20 protein-coding genes are annotated in these 18,123 nt (G+C 36.5%); all 20 read right to left on the bottom strand.

Annotation, left to right across the window (positions count from 1 at the left end):
- Positions 1 to 2: 2 nt before the first annotated feature.
- Positions 3 to 677 carry a menaquinol-cytochrome c reductase cytochrome b subunit gene (qcrB, locus tag CO726_RS07650; RefSeq protein ID WP_000932700.1) on the bottom strand — a complete coding sequence of 225 codons (675 nt, stop codon included), beginning with the start codon at positions 675 to 677 and terminating at the stop codon, positions 3 to 5.
- Positions 678 to 1,190, bottom strand: a complete 513-nt coding sequence (qcrA, locus tag CO726_RS07645) for a menaquinol-cytochrome c reductase iron-sulfur subunit (RefSeq protein WP_001290418.1) — start codon at positions 1,188 to 1,190, stop codon at positions 678 to 680.
- A gap of 137 nt (positions 1,191 to 1,327) precedes the next feature.
- A complete protein-coding gene (locus tag CO726_RS07640) occupies positions 1,328 to 1,789 on the bottom strand; it encodes a YpiF family protein (RefSeq protein ID WP_099683853.1) in 462 nt (153 codons plus the stop codon).
- Between the two features lie 153 nt (positions 1,790 to 1,942).
- Complete coding sequence (locus tag CO726_RS07635) at positions 1,943 to 2,479, bottom strand: ReoY family proteolytic degradation factor (protein WP_001095923.1); 537 nt, start codon at positions 2,477 to 2,479, stop codon at positions 1,943 to 1,945.
- A 73-nt stretch (positions 2,480 to 2,552) separates the two neighbouring features.
- The gene (locus CO726_RS07630) at positions 2,553 to 3,815 is read right to left on the bottom strand and encodes a tetratricopeptide repeat protein (RefSeq protein WP_099683852.1); all 1,263 of its coding nucleotides are present in this window, start codon (positions 3,813 to 3,815) and stop codon (positions 2,553 to 2,555) included.
- 290 nt (positions 3,816 to 4,105) lie between these two features.
- Positions 4,106 to 5,218: a histidinol-phosphate transaminase gene (hisC, locus tag CO726_RS07625; RefSeq protein WP_099683851.1), complete on the bottom strand. Its 1,113-nt coding sequence runs from the start codon at positions 5,216 to 5,218 to the stop codon at positions 4,106 to 4,108.
- Positions 5,219 to 5,338: 120 nt separating this feature from the next.
- Positions 5,339 to 6,424: a 3-dehydroquinate synthase gene (aroB, locus tag CO726_RS07620; RefSeq protein WP_099683850.1), complete on the bottom strand. Its 1,086-nt coding sequence runs from the start codon at positions 6,422 to 6,424 to the stop codon at positions 5,339 to 5,341.
- Complete coding sequence (gene aroC, locus CO726_RS07615) at positions 6,424 to 7,596, bottom strand: chorismate synthase (RefSeq protein WP_099683849.1); 1,173 nt, start codon at positions 7,594 to 7,596, stop codon at positions 6,424 to 6,426. The genes aroB and aroC overlap by 1 nt, the downstream gene beginning before the upstream one ends.
- Before the next feature lie 273 nt (positions 7,597 to 7,869).
- Positions 7,870 to 8,316, bottom strand: coding sequence for a nucleoside-diphosphate kinase (ndk, locus tag CO726_RS07610; RefSeq protein ID WP_000415885.1), 447 nt, complete (start codon positions 8,314 to 8,316; stop codon positions 7,870 to 7,872).
- 124 nt (positions 8,317 to 8,440) lie between these two features.
- On the bottom strand, positions 8,441 to 9,403 hold the full coding sequence (gene hepT / locus CO726_RS07605; RefSeq protein WP_098759514.1) for a heptaprenyl diphosphate synthase component II: 963 nt from the start codon (positions 9,401 to 9,403) through the stop codon (positions 8,441 to 8,443).
- A gap of 45 nt (positions 9,404 to 9,448) precedes the next feature.
- Positions 9,449 to 10,162 carry a 2-heptaprenyl-1,4-naphthoquinone methyltransferase gene (gene menG, locus CO726_RS07600; RefSeq protein ID WP_001187667.1) on the bottom strand — a complete coding sequence of 238 codons (714 nt, stop codon included), beginning with the start codon at positions 10,160 to 10,162 and terminating at the stop codon, positions 9,449 to 9,451.
- Positions 10,163 to 10,191: 29 nt separating this feature from the next.
- Positions 10,192 to 10,941, bottom strand: a complete 750-nt coding sequence (locus CO726_RS07595) for a heptaprenyl diphosphate synthase component 1 (RefSeq protein WP_136699461.1) — start codon at positions 10,939 to 10,941, stop codon at positions 10,192 to 10,194.
- 212 nt (positions 10,942 to 11,153) lie between these two features.
- Positions 11,154 to 11,723: a GTP cyclohydrolase I FolE gene (gene folE, locus CO726_RS07590; protein ID WP_001151478.1), complete on the bottom strand. Its 570-nt coding sequence runs from the start codon at positions 11,721 to 11,723 to the stop codon at positions 11,154 to 11,156.
- A 120-nt stretch (positions 11,724 to 11,843) separates the two neighbouring features.
- Positions 11,844 to 12,116 (bottom strand): HU family DNA-binding protein, encoded by a 273-nt coding sequence (locus CO726_RS07585; protein WP_001043860.1) that lies wholly within the window; start codon positions 12,114 to 12,116, stop codon positions 11,844 to 11,846.
- Positions 12,117 to 12,413: 297 nt separating this feature from the next.
- Positions 12,414 to 13,892 (bottom strand): stage IV sporulation protein A, encoded by a 1,479-nt coding sequence (gene spoIVA, locus CO726_RS07580; RefSeq protein ID WP_000416522.1) that lies wholly within the window; start codon positions 13,890 to 13,892, stop codon positions 12,414 to 12,416.
- A 242-nt stretch (positions 13,893 to 14,134) separates the two neighbouring features.
- Positions 14,135 to 14,848: a hypothetical protein gene (locus tag CO726_RS07575; RefSeq protein WP_136699459.1), complete on the bottom strand. Its 714-nt coding sequence runs from the start codon at positions 14,846 to 14,848 to the stop codon at positions 14,135 to 14,137.
- A gap of 64 nt (positions 14,849 to 14,912) precedes the next feature.
- A complete protein-coding gene (locus tag CO726_RS07570; protein WP_001288995.1) occupies positions 14,913 to 15,116 on the bottom strand; it encodes a DUF2768 domain-containing protein in 204 nt (67 codons plus the stop codon).
- Between the two features lie 267 nt (positions 15,117 to 15,383).
- The gene (locus tag CO726_RS07565) at positions 15,384 to 15,635 is read right to left on the bottom strand and encodes a stage VI sporulation protein F (protein WP_000369753.1); all 252 of its coding nucleotides are present in this window, start codon (positions 15,633 to 15,635) and stop codon (positions 15,384 to 15,386) included.
- A 115-nt stretch (positions 15,636 to 15,750) separates the two neighbouring features.
- Positions 15,751 to 16,773, bottom strand: coding sequence for an NAD(P)H-dependent glycerol-3-phosphate dehydrogenase (locus CO726_RS07560; RefSeq protein WP_099683848.1), 1,023 nt, complete (start codon positions 16,771 to 16,773; stop codon positions 15,751 to 15,753).
- An 18-nt stretch (positions 16,774 to 16,791) separates the two neighbouring features.
- Entirely contained in the window at positions 16,792 to 18,102 is a 1,311-nt protein-coding gene (gene der, locus CO726_RS07555) for a ribosome biogenesis GTPase Der (RefSeq protein WP_001125891.1), read from the bottom strand.
- Positions 18,103 to 18,123 lie beyond the last annotated feature (21 nt).

The raw sequence follows: 18,123 nt of genomic DNA, 5'->3' as shown, positions 1-18,123 counted from the left end.
TCTTATAGCGGACCGGAAATACCTTGTTTGCGAATCATGATGAAGTGGAAGGCCATTAAACCTAGAAGTGCTGCTGGTAAGAAGAAGACGTGAATAGCAAAGAAGCGAGTTAATGTTTGAGCGCCAACAATTTCGGAATGACCAGCGAGTAATGTTTTAATGTAAGGACCAATGAGCGGCGTTTGCTCTGCAATTTGAATCCCTACTTTCGTAGCAAATAACGCTTTCATATCCCACGGTAATAAATATCCGGTAAAACCAAGACCTAACATAACAAAGAAAATAAGAACACCAACAATCCAGTTTAGCTCACGAGGCTTTTTATACGCACCCTGGAAGAAAACTCTAAGTGTATGTAAAAACATCATTACAATAACGAGACTAGCACCCCAGTGGTGCATACCACGAACAATTTGTCCATATGCAACTTCATTTTGTAAATAATAAACCGATTCCCAAGCATTTTTAATATCAGGCACATAATACATCGTCAAAAACATTCCAGATAAAATTTGAATTACAGTAACGAAAAAGGTAAGTCCTCCAAAGCAATAAACGAATGCAGAAAAGTGATGTGCCGGGTTTACATGTTCAGGTACTTCATGATCAGCAATATCACGCCATATTGGGGTAATATCTAACCTTTCATCTACCCAATCATAAATTTTATTTAGCATTTACTTTGCACCCCCTCTTGGCTTCGCTTTTCCTAAATACAGCGTTCCATCCTTCACTTTAGATTCGTATACATCAAGTGGGGCAAGGGGCGGCGTGCCTTTAATGTTTATCCCGTCTTTTGTGTAACGGCCCCCGTGACATGGACAAAAGAATTGATTCGGATGTGCTTTGTCCGAATTCCAGTTCACTGTACATCCTAAATGTTTACATACTGGAGAGAACGCAACAATGTCTCCGCTTTCATCTTTATGAACCCAAGCTGATTTTGGCTCTTCGGACTTGTACCAACCATCAACCTGCTTCACCTTAAAGTCGAAACGTTTCGGCTCTGTTGTAATATCCTTTACTTGTGCAACAGCAACCATATCCGTTCCCGCTTCTTTTCTTAACACCGGATCAAGCGCAAATCGCGTCATCGGCATTAAAATACCCGCCGCCATAAAGCCTCCTACCCCTGTAAGGGTATAATTTAAAAACTGTCTTCTTGACACACGATGTTCTTTCTCGCTCACGAAAATTTCCCCCCTCTATCAGAAATTGTCCCCTCGTGATAAATTATATAAAAAATAAAAACTAGGACACTATCATGATATAATACGCTCATGCACAGGTCAATATCATACTACTCGTAATAATAAGAACTTTCTGTTTATTGATACTTTTCCCATTTTCCTTCTAACATCACCATTATATTTTTTATATGTGCATGAATCACTTCTCTTTTCGCTTGATCACTAAATTGTTCTAACGCTAATGAAGGAAACCAAAATAAATCCCCCTGCAATTCTTGCATATCTTCTTTCCATGAAAAATCACTTGTAACATAAGCAATATGCTTAAAACCTTGCTTTTGTAAATGATTTGTCCATTCTTGCAAACGACCTTTTTCATTTTTTTGACTTTCTACTAAATAGGTAAATGCAGGTAGTAAAAGGACTCTTCCTTTATATTCTCTTTCCAGCTCCATACTCAACAATTCGATAAATTCACCTTGTTCCACTACCATTTTCATTTCTTTCGCTGCCGAAATTGATAAAAGTGGTATAACACCTGTATCTACATATTCTCTTGCTTGCTCAAACTGTTCCACATCTTTTACAATCCATTTCAAAATTCTTCCCTCCTTCACCTATAAATGACAGAACTTTCACTTTATATATATTAAACCATACTAAAAGAGGTAAAAAAAGAAAAACTACCTATATTAAGGTAGTTTTTCTTAAAAAGTCTGAAATTTGTAAAATTTCATGAATCCAAATGAATTCTATAACATCTTTAACTCCGCTGTTAACCTATGAAACGCTTCCTTATCTTGCTTATCCAGCGCTTCATCAATTTGTTTCAATAGACGTTCTCTCCTAAAAGAAAATACGCTTTCTTCTAAAAATCTTTCTGCAAGTAAACGATCTTTTTCATTTACTTCAATATGCTTTGGTAAATACGGGTTTTCTTCTAATACAGCTACATAATTGGCATTTTGAAACGATGATTTAAAATTGAGTTGAATATAAATATCTTCATCTCGATTTAAACGAATATCATGAAACGATTTTTCAGCATCTGTTGTCATAACATTTTGTTTAAAAAAGTGAAATGGTGTATCTTTTACACAATTCGCGGACATCACTAAGCCACGCGGACAATATTTTGCATGCTCTACGAAGTGGACTTTATGCATCAATTGGTCGTGACTCATTAAATAATTCAAAATCCATACACATTCACGCTGTTTCAGTTGGTAATTATTCAAAAACCATTTTACAAAATCCTTCTTCTCGTTTACAGAAACAGGGGTATTCATAGCAATTAAGTCCCTCCTCTGTCTTTCTCTTTTCTTTTTAGATTCAAGAAGCGGCATTCAGTTTCCTTCCAACTTATGAAAAATCCTCTAAATTATATAACAATTCTTCAATATGAATTTGTGTCGGGTCTAGTTGTATTAACTGAGTAAATACTTCTTTCGCCTCTTTTCGCATACCTTCTTCCAATAAGAAATAACCGTACTCTTCCAAGAAGTCTGGATGATTCTTAAAAGAAGTATATGCACTTTCATAGTGTTTTAATGCATCCGAATACATTTCTAATTGTTTTTTTGCAAACGCAAGATCCCAAAGTAGTTGTGTATCTGGTTCTCCGCTGTCAATCGCACGCTCTACAATAGCAATTAGCTCTTCATACTTTTCTTGTTCCTTTAAGATATACGCATATTTTAATGTTGCACCTAAATGTCCTGGATCTAACTCAAGCGCTTTTTGAAGCACTTCCTCTGCTTCCGCAGTTTTCCCTAATTTCGCCGCAATGTTCGCTAGTTCTACATAAAACGGTACAGAAAGCTCATCTACTTTAATTCCTTCATGAAGTGTTTCATAGCTTTCTTGAAGCATTCCTTCTTTTTCATAGCTTTTCGCTAAATACATGTAAAGCGATGCATACTCAGGATCTAATTCTTTTAGTTCTTGCCAAACACCAATTGCTCTTTGGTATTCTTCACCTTGGTATAATGTGAAGGCATATCCAAATAATGAGTGGATATCTTTTTGTTCCTCTAAACCTGCTTCATAGTAAGAAATCGCTTCTTCCCAATTACCAATCGCACTTAACGTTTCTGCGAGGCGAAGTGCAATGACAACACCACCCATTACTTTATGTTCCACTAATAGCGACTCATAATGAGTAATTGCCTTTTGTTCTTCACCTTTACTACTATATAACTCTGCTAATCCAAACGTAATAACAGGTTCGTCAGGCATCATTTCTTTCGCCTTTAATAGTTTTTGTTCTGCTACATCATCGAAACCTTGCATTTGGAATAAATCCGCAACAAGTAATAACGATTGAACATATAGATCATCATTTTCTGGAATATCATGAAGCACTTCAATTGCTTCATCTTCCTTGTCTAGATCAATATATAATTCTGCTAAAAACACAGTGAATTCACTTTCTTCTGGATACAATAAACGCAAGTCTTCTGTAATCGCTAACGCTTCATCCGTAAATCCAAGTGTATGATAATAACGAGCAATATCATACTTCTCTTCATCATTCGCAATTTTTAATTGTTCTTTTAATAATTGTAATCCTTTTTCCGCTTCACCATTTTCAATATATGAAACAGCTTGTTCAAACTTTTGCATAAACGTCTCCTTTAATTCTAAAAAATATTCTTTTCTGTTCATTTATCATAAGCAACCAGGTGTAAGAACGCAACCTTTAGAATGAGCCTACTTGTACTTTCACTGATAACGATTCGAATATGACACCGATACCGCATTACTACTTTCTATTGTACCGTTTTCTTTCATTACCGTGCAAATAACTTCCCTTATTAATTATTGCCCCGCACGGATCAAGCTTTACAGGCCTTCTTAACTTCAACCTTTATTTAAATAAAAAAGACTCCTATAATAGGAGCCTTCACAAACTCTTAAGAGTATGTTTCTTCTTTCTTTACTTGCTCTTTTACGAGCTCTTTCAATAATTCTATAATTTCATCATTTTCTTCTTTCAAACCGACAGTAATACGAATACCATCATGGATACCAAATGCAGTACCAGAACGAACAATATATCCTTTCTTCATTAATCGTTCGAAAGCCTCATTACCAGGAATACCAAGTTTTAAGAAAATGAAATTTGTTTGAGATGGATAATAGAATACGTTATATTCCTTACAAAATGCGTAATATTGATTTAATCCTTCTTCATTCTTTTTCACACATTCTTGTAAAAATACTTGATCTTCTAATGCAGCAAGTGCTACAGATTGCGCTACAGTCGATGTATTAAATGGTAACCTTGCTACTTCTAGCTGCCCAATTAACTTCGCATTACCAACCGCATATCCGATACGGAAAGCAGCTAAGCCATATGCTTTCGAAAACGTGCGTAAAACCATAAGATTTTCATGCTTTTCAAGAAGTGGTAATGTTTGCGGATAGTCTTCTGCCCCCGCATATTCATAATATGCTTCGTCCATAATAACGAGCGCTGACTTAGGAACTGATTCTAAAAATGAAAGTAATTTTTGTTTTTCTACATATGTACCTGTCGGATTATTCGGGTTACAAATCCATACAATCTTCGTTTTATCATCTACTTGCTGTAACATCGCATCTAAATCGTGAATGCCCTCTTTAAGTGGTACTTCACGAACTTCCGCTCCTTCAATAACAGCATGGTGATGGTATTGCGAGAATGTTGGATTCGCCATTACAACATTTGTTCCTTCTTGTAGTAATGCACGGCTAATCATTTGAATGACTTCATCTAATCCACTACCAAATAACAGTTGTTCCGCCTTGATTCCTAGATGTTTCGCTACTTTTGTTCGAAGTTCAAAGGCATATCCATCTGGATAAAGAGCGTATTGACTCGCTAAAGAAGTTAATGCTTCTGTTACACGCGCTGAGCAACCGAATGGATTTTCGTTCGATGCTAATTTCACAATTTTTGATAACCCATATTCCCTTTTTACTTCTTCAATATTTTTCCCAGGTACATATGCTCTCAAAGTTAACAATTGCTCTTTCACTCTCATTTTTCTTCCCCCAGTCATTTTATTCAATTCGACTACAATACGGTTATCATTCCTCACTATAATCGTTTATCATTACCGTCACTATTACGAGAATACCTCTAAACAAGCACTTCGCACTTCTTAAACCATATCCTTTTGAAATGCCTCTAACGCAATATGAACAGTCTCATCTGGAATAGATACGACATTCACTACCCCATATTCCTGCATAAGCACCATATGAATTGCTCCAGCATTCGCTTTCTTATCTTGTTTCATCAATTGAACGAGACGCTCTACATTCAAATCACTTGGCATTTTGGGATAGCCGTACTTTAAGAACCACTGCTTCATCTCTTTATAGGAAAGATCAACCTTATACACTTGCTCACTTAAAAACAAGGCAAATAGCATTCCAACCGCTACTCCGTCACCGTGAGTAATATTTCCATAGCCTAGTTCTTTTTCTAGAGCATGGCCTAACGTATGTCCAAAGTTTAAATGAGCACGTACACCTTTTTCTGTTTCATCTTGCGCTACAATGTTTGCCTTTACAGGAATCGCATTCGTTAATATATGGATTAACTTCTCATCACGAAGATCTGCTAATGTTTGCACTTCTTCTTTTAGCCAATGATATAGCTTTACATCACCAATAAGAGCATGTTTTATCACTTCTGCATAACCTGAACGCCACTCTTTTTCAGGAAGAGACTGTAAAAACGGCGTATGATATACAACTGCTTCTGGTTGATGGAATGCCCCTATCATATTTTTACCTAACGGATGATTAATCGCTACCTTCCCACCTACTGCGCTATCGTGAGCTAATAAAGTCGTTGGAACTTGAATAAAGCGGATTCCACGCATAAACGACGCGGCAACAAAACCAGCTAAATCTCCAATCATCCCGCCTCCAAGTGCAATAATTAAAGAATTTCTATCTAATTTATTTTCAAGAGCTGACGTATGAGCCGCATAAAAATTTTCAAAAGACTTCTCTTTTTCACCACTCGGTACAACAAATGAAAATACTTTTTGCTCTATTTGCAACGCATCTACAACTGTCTGTAAATGTAAAGATGCAACAGCTTCATCTGAAATGATCATGATGTTTGATATAGATGGCTGCATGTTTTGAACGATTGTTGTCAAATGTGACAACGATTCTTTTCCTACATGTACATCATATTCTTTTGATTTCGTTTGAATATGTATGTTTCCCATTAAAATCCCCTCGCATATTCATTATGTTTCTCAATATTTTCACGAATAAGGTCCATACGATCTAATCCGAATTGTTCTATTAAAGCTGTCGCTAATTCCCAAGCCACAACCGCTTCTGCAACGACACTAGCTGCTGGAACAGCACAACTGTCTGAACGTTCAATGCTCGCTGTAAAAGGCTCTTTCGTATCAATATCTACACTTTGAAGAGGTTTATATAGTGTAGGTATCGGTTTCATCACACCGCGCACAACAATTGGCATTCCAGTCGTCATGCCGCCTTCTAATCCACCTGCATTATTTGTTCTTCGTGTATATCCATGTTCCTCATTCCACAGAATTTCATCATGAACTTCACTTCCCGGTCTATGTGCTGCTTCAAAACCAATTCCAATCTCGACACCTTTAAATGCATTAATGCTCATAATTGCAGCTGCTAATTTTGCATCCAGTTTTCGATCATAATGCACATAGCTGCCTACTCCAATTGGCATTCCTTCCACAATTACTTCAACGATGCCACCGATTGAATCACCATTTGCTTTCGCATCATCAATTGCTTTTATCATTTGATTACCAGCTTCTTCATCTAAACAACGTACAGGTGACGCTTCTGTAATACTTTTTAATTCTTCAATTGAACTATACGTAGTCTCCTTAGCCTTAACACCGCCAATTTCAATTACATGACCCGCAACTGTAATACCAAGTTCCGCTAACACTTTTTTAGCAACCGCACCAGCAGCAACACGCACTGTCGTTTCGCGTGCTGAGGAACGTTCCAGTACATTTCTCATATCTCTATGACCATATTTAATCGCACCATTTAAATCAGCATGTCCAGGTCTTGGTTTTGTTACTTTCCTTTTCATTTCTTTTTCTTCTTGTTCCGTTAACGGCTCTGCACCCATAATTTTTGTCCAATGTGCAAAATCACGATTTTCAACAACAAGTGCAATTGGAGAACCTAATGTCTCTCCATGTCTAACACCACTTACAATTTGCACTTGATCTGTTTCAATTTGCATGCGTCTACCACGCCCATATCCCTTTTGCCTTCTAGCTAACTCTTCATTTATATCATCCGCTACTAAAGGCATGCCTGCTGGAATACCTTCTATAATCGTTGTAAGTTGTGGACCATGAGATTCACCAGCTGTAATATATCGCATACGTTATTCCTCTTTTCGTATATGTATTTATCTCGCTATATTAAGCAATGATATTATCTTTCATTACTCTAAAAATATGAAAGAAATTATATAATTGATCAGCCATTCGCTTATTCTCCGATAGGCCTTTTACTTTACATATCAATATATCATAACAGCTCTAACTTCGTAACTAATTGAAATAAAAAAAGTGCAAGAAGAATACCCCTATTCTTCTTGCACTTTTTACTATTGTCACAGTTATTAAAGCGTTTACAAATTATTTCAAAATAATTAGTAAATCCATTCATTCATTAATTTTGAGTAGTCAACTAATTCTTCTTCCTTAAAGAAAATAGCAATCTCGCGCTCTGCACTTTCTAACGAATCAGAACCATGGATAATGTTTTTCGCAACAGTTACACCGAAATCTCCACGAATTGTTCCAGGAGCTGCTTCATGTGGTCTTGTTTTACCCATCATGTTACGAGCTGTATCTACTACACCTTCACCTTGCCATACCATTGCAAATACAGGGCCAGATGTAATAAAGTCTACTAATTCACCAAAGAAAGGTTTCTCTGTGTGCTCAGCATAATGTTGTCCAGCAATTTCCGGAGTGACTTGCATTAATTTTGCACCAACTAATTGAAAGCCCTTCTTCTCAAAACGAGCTACAATTTCCCCAATGAAGGCACGTTGTACACCGTCTGGTTTAACCATTAGAAATGTTTTTTCCATAAAAAATCTCTCCACTTCTGAATTATGTATGTAATTGTATATCCCCACACACATATTAACACCCTTATCACAATTGTGCAATAGTTTTGAAATAGAGAGATTATTTTATTTTTTAGAAAAAACACTAAAATTTTCGTTTTCCAATATACTTTGCTACATTTTGTAATGCATACTTTGCTTGTCCACGCGGGAGTGGTTTTATGATTTCTAATGCTTTATGTAAATAACGTTCACTAAACGCAAATGCTTGATCAATAGCCGCACTATTTTTCACAGCCTCAATAATTTCTTTCATTTCATCCGCTGTTGTATTTTCATGTACAGATGTGATTTTCTTGCGAAGTATTGGATCTTCCATAGCGTATAGAGCAGGAAGGGTAATATTTCCTTGTAACAAATCACCACCAGCAGGTTTTCCTAGTTTTTCTTCTGTGGAAACGAAATCTAGAATGTCATCAATAATTTGATACGACATCCCTACGAAATATCCATACCAAAACAGACGATTTGCCGTATCGCGATTAGCGCCAGCAGCAATTGCTCCTAGTTGGCAACTCGCAGCAATTAATAACGCTGTTTTTCGCTTTATCCTTCTTAAATACGTTCGTAAATTTTGGTCATAATTGTATTTATCTTTAATTTGTTCAATTTCACCTTTACAGACTTCTAAAATGGTATGCGACAGCGCCTGATGCGCCTCCGGAATCTCGATATTCGTTATACATTCAAGAGACTTAGCGAATAGATAGTCCCCTGTATACATTGCAATACGATCTCCCCATTTCGCATTCACAGTTGCACTACCACGTCGTAAAAATGCAGCATCAATAACATCATCGTGAACAAGAGAAGCCATATGAATAAGTTCTAACGCAACAGCTACATGCTTAATTGCGTCTAACTTATAATCTCCAAATTTCCCCGCAAGCAACACAAATACAGGACGAATTCGCTTCCCACCAGCTTCAATAAGTTGTAATGCCGCCTCTTCTACTAATGGCTGCTCAGAAGCAACTGTCTTTTTTAATTCTTTTTCTATCACATTAATATCCGATCGTAAAAAAGAGTACATAAGTTGTAACTTCATATTGTTCACCTTAACCTAAAACTTCTTTTTTCTTTTTTCTATTTTCTATTTTGATTCTGGTTTCATGCCTAAATGCATCGCTGCTACTCCAAAAGTAAACGGCTTCACTTGTACACGTTCAAGTCCAGCTTTTTCGAACATATTAGCCAATTCTTTCATACCAGGGAATGTACTAGCAGATTCTTGGAGCCATGAATATTCTTTATAACTTTTCGCAAATAACTTTCCAAATAACGGCATGATGTATTTAAAGTATAAAATATACCCTTGTCGAAAACCAATCATTGTTGGTTGGGATGTTTCTAAACAAATTACTTTTCCACCTGGTTTTACTACACGCGTCATTTCTTTTAATACGTGCATATAATCCGGTACGTTACGTAAACCAAATCCAATCGTTACATAATCAAATGTGTTATCTTCAAATGGAAGTTCCATTGCATTCCCATGTAGAAGTTCTACTTGTTTTAATTGTAACGCCTCTACCTTTTGCTTACCGACAGATAACATGTTTTCACTGAAGTCTAAACCAACAACCTTGCCCTGTTCACCTACCGCTCCAGCTAGCGCAATTGTCCAGTCCGCTGTTCCGCAGCATACATCAAGCGCTTTACTACCTGGTTTTACATCCATAATGCGCATTGTCTCTTTACGCCACGCTTTATGTCTTTGAAAACTAATTACAGAATTCATTACATCGTATTTATCAGAGATTTTCTCAAATACATCATGTACTCTTTCTTCTTTTGATTGTTGCATGCTCGTACCTTCTTCCAATGTAAAATTGCTTATGTCTTCGATTTATCTCTTAACACAGAGTTTATTTCACTTATATCTGTGTGATTTTCTAAAAATTGATTTTCTTTTTCTCTCAATTCCATCATCCATCCATTAATAACTGTTTCTACATCCGCTTTATCGTTCAAAACTTCTTGAACTGCTTGAAAAACAGGTGAATGTTGTTTATCAGCATGTAGTTCACATTCTTTTTGAAGACGATTTTTTCCTAGTACATACGTTATAAACGGCTTCCAATGCGCTAAATGAAAATGATCACATGTTTTTTGCAAGAGTGCAGACTCAATCGTTACTACACTTTCCATTATGTCATCCATCGTTTTATGCGCTTTTTGATATAACATTATTTTGTGTTCATTAATTTCTTTAATTCCTTCAGCAAGCGCACGAATTAAAACAATATCACGATTCATAGACAATAAGTAATAATATAACCCGCTATAGTAATCACCAGCAAGTACTGTTAACTGGCGACGTTTATGCGATTCATTTGCTTCTTCCCCTGCTTTATTTGATACTCTTTCATGTGTATCAAGCGCAATTTGCACAAGCATAATCGTTACTACATAATGCTCAATTTGTTCTATATGTAAGTTTGCACTTTTTAAAGCACCATATAACAATGCTATTTTTTCTTCATCAATAAATGGTTCTTCAATATAGTTTATAAAATAAGGATGGCGTAATTTCTCCATCAATTTCTCTCGTATACCCGCATACCCTCCGTAGATGTCACACACAAAAATCACCCTTGTTTTCTAATTCATAAAACTTATTATAACACATACATTCTATTTTCTATAACCAAAACTTGGCTACTCTTTCCAAACTTCCACCGAACTAAATAACATCTTCCATTCTTTTTAGTAGTCTTTCTATTCTCGCTCTGCCTTGTTAAAACTATATCATTTATTTACATAAAAAAAAAAGAAAAGCAGTTTCCCACTTTTCTTTACTTCGTTTTAATAAAAGATAAAATTTCACTACGTGCTGCAGCATCATTTTCTAACACACCACGTACTGCTGTTGTTACTGTTTTCGCACCTGGCTTTTTCACACCACGCATCGTCATGCACATATGTTCCGCTTCTACTACTACCATTACACCATGCGGCTCTAGTACTTCCATAATAGAGTTCGCTACTGTTGATGTAATACGTTCTTGCAGTTGTGGACGACGTGCAATTGTATCTACAGTACGAGCTAATTTACTTAGCCCTGTCACTTTTCCGCCTTGCGGAATATATGCAACGTGAGCAACTCCATAGAATGGAACTAAATGATGCTCACACATCGAATAAAACGGTATATCTTTTACTAATACAAGCTCCTCGTGATCTTCTCCGAACACTTTATGCAAATGTTCTTTCGGATCTTCGTGCATACCCGCGAACACTTCTGCGTACATTTTTGCAACACGCTTTGGTGTATCAAGTACTCCCTCACGATTTGGATCATCTCCGATTGCCTCTAAAATAAGGCGTACTGCATGCTCAATTTGTTCTAAATTTACTTTTGCCATCCGCTAGCCCTCCCGAAAACCTAAAAGTGATACGAACACATTCTAGCATATTTATGTTTTTAAAAGCAAAAAGAAGAGTTCCCAAAAAGGAAACTCTTCTTCCCTGTTAATATGTAAGGATTATTTAACCGCATCTTTTAACGCTTTACCAGGTTTGAATGCAGGTACTTTACTTGCAGCGATTTCAATCTCCTCACCTGTTTGTGGGTTACGACCTTTACGAGCCGCACGCTCACGAACTTCGAAGTTACCGAATCCGATCAGTTGTACTTTATCACCTTGTTTTAAAGCTTCTAAGATAGAATCAAAAACAGCGTCTACTGCTTTTGTTGCGTCCTTTTTAGAAAGGGAACTTGCTTCTGCAACAGCATTGATTAAATCTGTCTTGTTCATGCCATTCACCTCCTCCCAAAGATAAGACTGTATAATGATCATAAAATGAGTCTTACTTTCATTTGTAGGCAATTTTTGCAAATTCTATACTACAAAGATGTAGATAAATCATTATCAACGCCTATATTATACGATTCTCCTTTATAATTCAATATTTTTAAGGAAATTGTTACTCTTAAAATGTGAAAATCTGATGAAACTTGACAATTTACAACAATATATTAGATAATGACTGTTTATTTTTCTATTCTATACACGAAAATCAAAAAATCCCTCTACGATGAGAGGGATTTTTTCTTATAATATAATCGCAATTAATCCGCCAGATCCTTCATTAATAATTCTTTCTAGCGTTTCTTTTAATTTATATCTCGCATTTTCTGGCATTAAAGATAATTTCGCTTGAATACCTTCTCGAACAATAGAGCTAAGCGAACGTCCAAATATATCAGAATTCCAAATTGATAATGGGTCATCTTCAAAATCTTGCATTAAGTAACGAACTAGTTCTTCACTTTGCTTTTCCGTACCAATGATTGGCTCAAACGTAGACTCCACATCTACTTTAATCATATGAATAGATGGAGCTACAGCTTTTAATTTCACACCAAACCTTGAACCGTGACGAATAATTTCTGGCTCATCTAAGCTCATATCAGCTAACGCAGGCGCCGCTACACCATATCCTGTTTGCTTTACCATACGCAGGGCATCCGCCACTTGATCGTATTCTACTTTCGCATGAGATAAATCGAGCATAAGCTTCAATAAATGATCTTTCCCTCGAATTTCTACCCCTACTACTTCTTTTAAAATTTGATCATATAATTCATCTGGTGCATATAAATCAATCTCTGCTACACCTTGCCCCATATCAATGCCAGCTAGGCTCGCTCGATCAATAAATTCATACTGACTAAACTGCCAAACGACACGGTCCACATCACGAAGACGTTTTATATCCTTGACAGTTTCCTGAACGGCTTCTTGATAACTTTGACGTAACCAATGCCCTTCGTTTAGCACCATTACCCAGCTCGGAAGGTTAACATTCACTTCTAAAACCGGGAACTCAAATAACGCCTCTCGAAGCACATTGTACACATCTGTTTCTCTTAAACTTTCGACACTCATTGCAATGACTGGAATATCATATTCTTCAGATAAACTTTGGCGTAATTGCTCTGTATCTGGATGATACGGCTGTACAGTGTTGATGATCATAATGAAAGGTTTCCCTACTTCTTTTAACTCATTTACTACGCGTTCTTCTGCCTCTATATAATCTCTTCTTGGAATTTCACCAATCGTTCCATCTGTTGTAATTACAACACCAATTGTTGAATGTTCTTGAATTACTTTACGTGTTCCGATTTCTGCAGCTTCATGGAATGGAATAGGTTCTTCATACCAAGGAGTATTAATCATGCGCGGGCCATTCTCATCTTCATAGCCTTTTGCTCCTGGAACCGTATATCCGACGCAATCTACCAATCGAATATTCACTTCAAGACCTTCATCTACTTCAATAGAAACCGCTTGGTTTGGAACAAACTTCGGTTCCGTCGTCATGATTGTACGTCCAGCAGCACTTTGAGGCAGTTCATCCTGCGCCCTTTGACGGTCAGACTCATTCTCAATATTAGGAATAACTACAAGTTCCATAAATTTTTTAATGAATGTTGATTTTCCTGTTCGAACAGCTCCTACAACTCCAAAATAAATATCACCGCCTGTGCGTTCCGCAATATCTTTAAAAATATCTACCTTTTCCAAGTGATTCCCTCCCTCAAAATTTTTGGGAATAATTCCACGTTTATAGTCAACTAATACCTTCTCTAACGTTGCCTATAATATCTGATATAATATAATGGTATTCTAGAAGTTCGGACAATATATCATATAATTTTGTCCAATTTCATATGACTATTTAAAAATATCGTTTGTTTGCATCATAAGTTGTATAACATAAAAAACCTTTCTTCTAGAACTTATTCGCTAAAAGAAAGGTTCATGACTTATGATTTAAAAAAAATTGGTTCTCCGTCTTTTACCGTATACGGTAGAGAATAGGCAGGAACAAATGGAGAATCTTTCGATAGTATATTCCGAATATCTTCTCCCTCCTTAAATTGGCCTTCATTTTGTTTTAATGCTTCATATAGATCCATTCTATAGTCAACAAAAACTTCCCCTTTTTCATTGATTACTAAAGGCAATCCTTTACCAGAATACGGACTTGTTACTTGTGGTATATCTTTATATCCTAGTTTTTTGAAATCTAATTCATAGACACCATCTGAAATTACTTTTTTAAAAGGTGGATATTGATGGTCATCACAGTACATTTTGAGTTTTAATGTTAATTCCTGAATTTGCTCAGCCATCCTTATATCAATTAGCTTTACAGTTGGGTTCGTTTCAACATCTATTAATACATACTGATACACTCCACCACTTTCATATGCGTTTCCTGGCGCTTCTTGTATGTAACGCGGAGCAATCTTTTGAAAATCGATTGGATACTTTTGATAAATAGGCGTACTCATATCCCGCGTCTTAATTGGCAATATCCCATCATTTTGTTCTTTAAATGTCGTAACAGCTTTTTGAACAACTTGTAGCTGATCTTCATAAGGAACAGCATTTTGTTTCATATTTTCTTTCGGATACAAACACCCTGTTAAAAGGCTCATACAACAAAATATTAAAATAATATGGACTTTTTTCACTAGCAATCACCTTTTCATACTAATATAACTTGCTTCGTATGTAACATTTTCGAGACCATCCTCTTTACTGCTGTACAGGTCCACTAAATACAACAAGAAAAATAACAATTCCTGACACAATCATAAGGGTGTAAGCTACTAACGCTGTAATCCCTTTCAAAAATTTATTCTTTATTTTATATCTGCTTAGTAAAATAAAACTTACTGCAAAAAACATAAATCCAATTGCCCCTAAAGCAAACCACATTTTTATAAGCCCTTCCGACATATACACACCCCTTTTTATCGATCTATTTTTATACTATTTTAACAAATTAAAATCTTTAAACAAATAAAAAAAGAACATTTTACTACGAATTTGCGAATATGTAACTTTAATCAACAGGATTTCCATATTTTCTATTAATGTATATAAAAATAAAAACCGAAGCGAGTGTATCCCTCGCTTCGGTTGACCAAATATGCCCAAAACAGCTCTATTCCTATACTTTCATGGCTATCATATGCAATCTACAAACTCTTTGTTTCTCATATTTTATTTTTTAAACATTTTGCTTAACGAGCCAAAATCTGCCGGCATATTATTGTTAATAATCGCTTTTACAATTTGATCCTCTTGTTCTTTCGGCACTTCACGTCCTGCCATAAGAGCCACTTGATGAATCAATTGACGAAGTACAGTTTCATCACGTAAATTCGCATTTTGTACAGATGATGCTAATTTAAAAATATCTTCTTTATTCACTTTCGCTTCTTTTTCAATGTTATTAAAAATGTTATTATCCATTCTTTTCACCCTCTCCTCAAGTTACTCTTCATCCTATGCAAAAATAAAAAAATGGTGAAAAGACCCAAAAAAATAAAAAGCGACAGAAGTACAAATGTACTTCTGTCGCTTTTCTTTAAAGCAAGTCAGGTATAGCTTCCACTTCATGTTTTCGAACACGTCCCATTAATGAGCCTACCGCATCTTTTACGTTATTCCCATTGAACAGCACGTCATATAAAGCAGCTGTAATCGGCATTTCAACTTCCATTTTCTCTGCTAATTCATGAGCAGCTTTCGTTGTTCTTACACCTTCTACAACCATACCCATACTTTCTAACACTTCTTCTAAAGAGTGTCCTTTTCCAAGCATATTTCCAGCGCGCCAATTGCGGCTATGAACACTTGTACACGTTACAATTAAGTCTCCCATACCAGTTAAACCAGCAAACGTTAACGGATTTCCGCCCATCTTTCTTCCTAAACGAGCAATCTCTGTTAAACCACGTGTCATTAATGCCGCTTTTGCATTATCACCTAATCCAAGTCCATCAGTTATTCCGGCAGCTAATGCGATAATATTTTTCAACGCACCGCCAAGCTCAACCCCAACGATATCTGGATTTGTGTATACACGGAAGTAACTATTCATAAACAAGTCTTGTACTTCCTCAGCCGCTTCCATACGCTTTGCTGCAGACGTAACAGTTGTCGCTTGACGTAAGCCGACTTCTTCAGCATGACTCGGTCCAGACAGTACAACAACGTCTTTAATCAAGTTCTCTGGAATTTCTTCCTCAATCACTTCCGAAATACGTTTTGACGTACCAGGTTCAATTCCTTTACTTGCATGAATCCAAGTAGTCGGACCTGATACATATTTCTTCATATCTTGCAGCACTTCTCTATAAGCTTTCGTTGGTACTACAAGAAGTACTACATTTACATCTACTAATGCTTCTTCTAAAGAAGAGTAGGCTACGATTGTGCTTGGCAATGTAATGCCTGGGAGATAGCGACTATTCTCATGTTTCGTATTAATCTCATCCATAAGTTCAGTACGATTTCCCCAAATACGTACATCATGTCCATTGTCAGCTAATACCATCGCTAACGCTGTTCCCCAGCTACCTGCTCCTACTACTGTGATTTTTGTCATAAAATCACATCCTCTCCATTAGTCTCTTGCTCTAGCGATAATGTGAATCGGCGTTCCTACAAAGCCAAATGATTCACGTAAACGATTCTTTAAGAAGCGCTCATATGAGAAGTGCAATAATTCTGGATCGTTTACAAACACAACAAATGTTGGTGGTTTTACCGCAACTTGTGTTGCATAGAAAATTTTCAGACGGCTACCATTATGAGTTGGCGTTGGATTCATCGCTACCGCATCCATAATTACATCATTTAATACATTCGTTTGAATACGGATACTATGACTTTCATTTACTTCATCAATAACCGGGATTAACGTTTGTGTACGTTTTCTCGTTTTCGCAGATAAGAATACAATCGGTGCGTACTCCAAAAATTGGAAATGAGCACGGATATTTTCTTCAAATGCTTTCATTGTTTTCTCATCTTTTTTCACTGCGTCCCATTTGTTTACAACGATAACAACAGCTCGTCCTGAATCATGAGCATATCCAGCGATTTTTTTATCTTGTTCGATAATTCCTTCTTCACCGTCTAAAACGACTAAAACAACGTCAGAACGTTCAATTGCTCTTAGCGCACGAAGTACACTATACTTTTCTGTACTTTCATACACTTTCCCTTTTTTACGCATACCAGCTGTATCGATAATTACATAATCTTTTCCATCTTTACTATACGGTGTATCGACAGCATCACGAGTTGTTCCTGCTACATTACTAACAATTACACGCTCTTGACCAAGAAGAGCATTTACAAGTGATGATTTCCCTACGTTCGGACGTCCAATTAGAGAGAAACGAATTGTATCTTCATCATATCCGTCTTCTTCAATCTTTGGAAAATGTTGTGCAGCTTCGTCTAATAAATCACCTAATCCTAATCCATGTGTACCTGAAATTGGGAATGGCTCACCAAATCCTAATGCATAGAAATCATAGATATCACTGCGCATTTCAGGATTGTCCACTTTATTTACCGCAAGTACAACTGGTTTATTTGAGCGATATAAAATTTTCGCAACTTCTTCATCCGCTGCTGTTACACCATCACGACCATTTGTCATAAAAATGATAACATCTGCTTCATCAATCGCTACTTCAGCTTGTTGACGAATTTGTGTCAAAAATGGCTCGTCTCCAATATCAATTCCACCTGTGTCAATAATGTTAAATTCATGATTTAACCAATCTCCAGCGCTATAAATACGATCGCGCGTTACACCTGGAATATCTTCTACGATTGAAACTCTCTCTCCAACAATTCTATTGAAAATAGTAGATTTCCCTACGTTCGGGCGGCCTACTATTGCTATTACTGGTTTCGGCATATACTTTCATCCTTTCAACTT

The organism is Bacillus fungorum (assembly GCF_002746455.1).
GTDB classification, from domain to species: domain Bacteria; phylum Bacillota; class Bacilli; order Bacillales; family Bacillaceae_G; genus Bacillus_A; species Bacillus_A fungorum.
Note: the sequence above shows the minus strand (reverse complement) of the source record. Positions and strands in the feature narration are given on the sequence as shown.

Coding starts and splice junctions, on each gene's coding strand:
- qcrB (WP_000932700.1), bottom strand. CDS start 677: ATGCTAAATAAAATTTATGATTGGGTAGATGAAAGGTTAGATATTACC.
- CO726_RS07635 (WP_001095923.1), bottom strand. CDS start 2,479: ATGAATACCCCTGTTTCTGTAAACGAGAAGAAGGATTTTGTAAAATGG.
- CO726_RS07630 (WP_099683852.1), bottom strand. CDS start 3,815: ATGCAAAAGTTTGAACAAGCTGTTTCATATATTGAAAATGGTGAAGCG.
- hisC (WP_099683851.1), bottom strand. CDS start 5,218: ATGAGAGTGAAAGAGCAATTGTTAACTTTGAGAGCATATGTACCTGGG.
- aroB (WP_099683850.1), bottom strand. CDS start 6,424: ATGGGAAACATACATATTCAAACGAAATCAAAAGAATATGATGTACAT.
- aroC (WP_099683849.1), bottom strand. CDS start 7,596: ATGCGATATATTACAGCTGGTGAATCTCATGGTCCACAACTTACAACG.
- ndk (WP_000415885.1), bottom strand. CDS start 8,316: ATGGAAAAAACATTTCTAATGGTTAAACCAGACGGTGTACAACGTGCC.
- hepT (WP_098759514.1), bottom strand. CDS start 9,403: ATGAAGTTACAACTTATGTACTCTTTTTTACGATCGGATATTAATGTG.
- menG (WP_001187667.1), bottom strand. CDS start 10,162: ATGCAACAATCAAAAGAAGAAAGAGTACATGATGTATTTGAGAAAATC.
- folE (WP_001151478.1), bottom strand. CDS start 11,723: ATGGCAAAAGTAAATTTAGAACAAATTGAGCATGCAGTACGCCTTATT.
- CO726_RS07585 (WP_001043860.1), bottom strand. CDS start 12,116: ATGAACAAGACAGATTTAATCAATGCTGTTGCAGAAGCAAGTTCCCTT.
- CO726_RS07570 (WP_001288995.1), bottom strand. CDS start 15,116: ATGTCGGAAGGGCTTATAAAAATGTGGTTTGCTTTAGGGGCAATTGGA.
- CO726_RS07565 (WP_000369753.1), bottom strand. CDS start 15,635: ATGGATAATAACATTTTTAATAACATTGAAAAAGAAGCGAAAGTGAAT.
- CO726_RS07560 (WP_099683848.1), bottom strand. CDS start 16,773: ATGACAAAAATCACAGTAGTAGGAGCAGGTAGCTGGGGAACAGCGTTA.
- der (WP_001125891.1), bottom strand. CDS start 18,102: ATGCCGAAACCAGTAATAGCAATAGTAGGCCGCCCGAACGTAGGGAAA.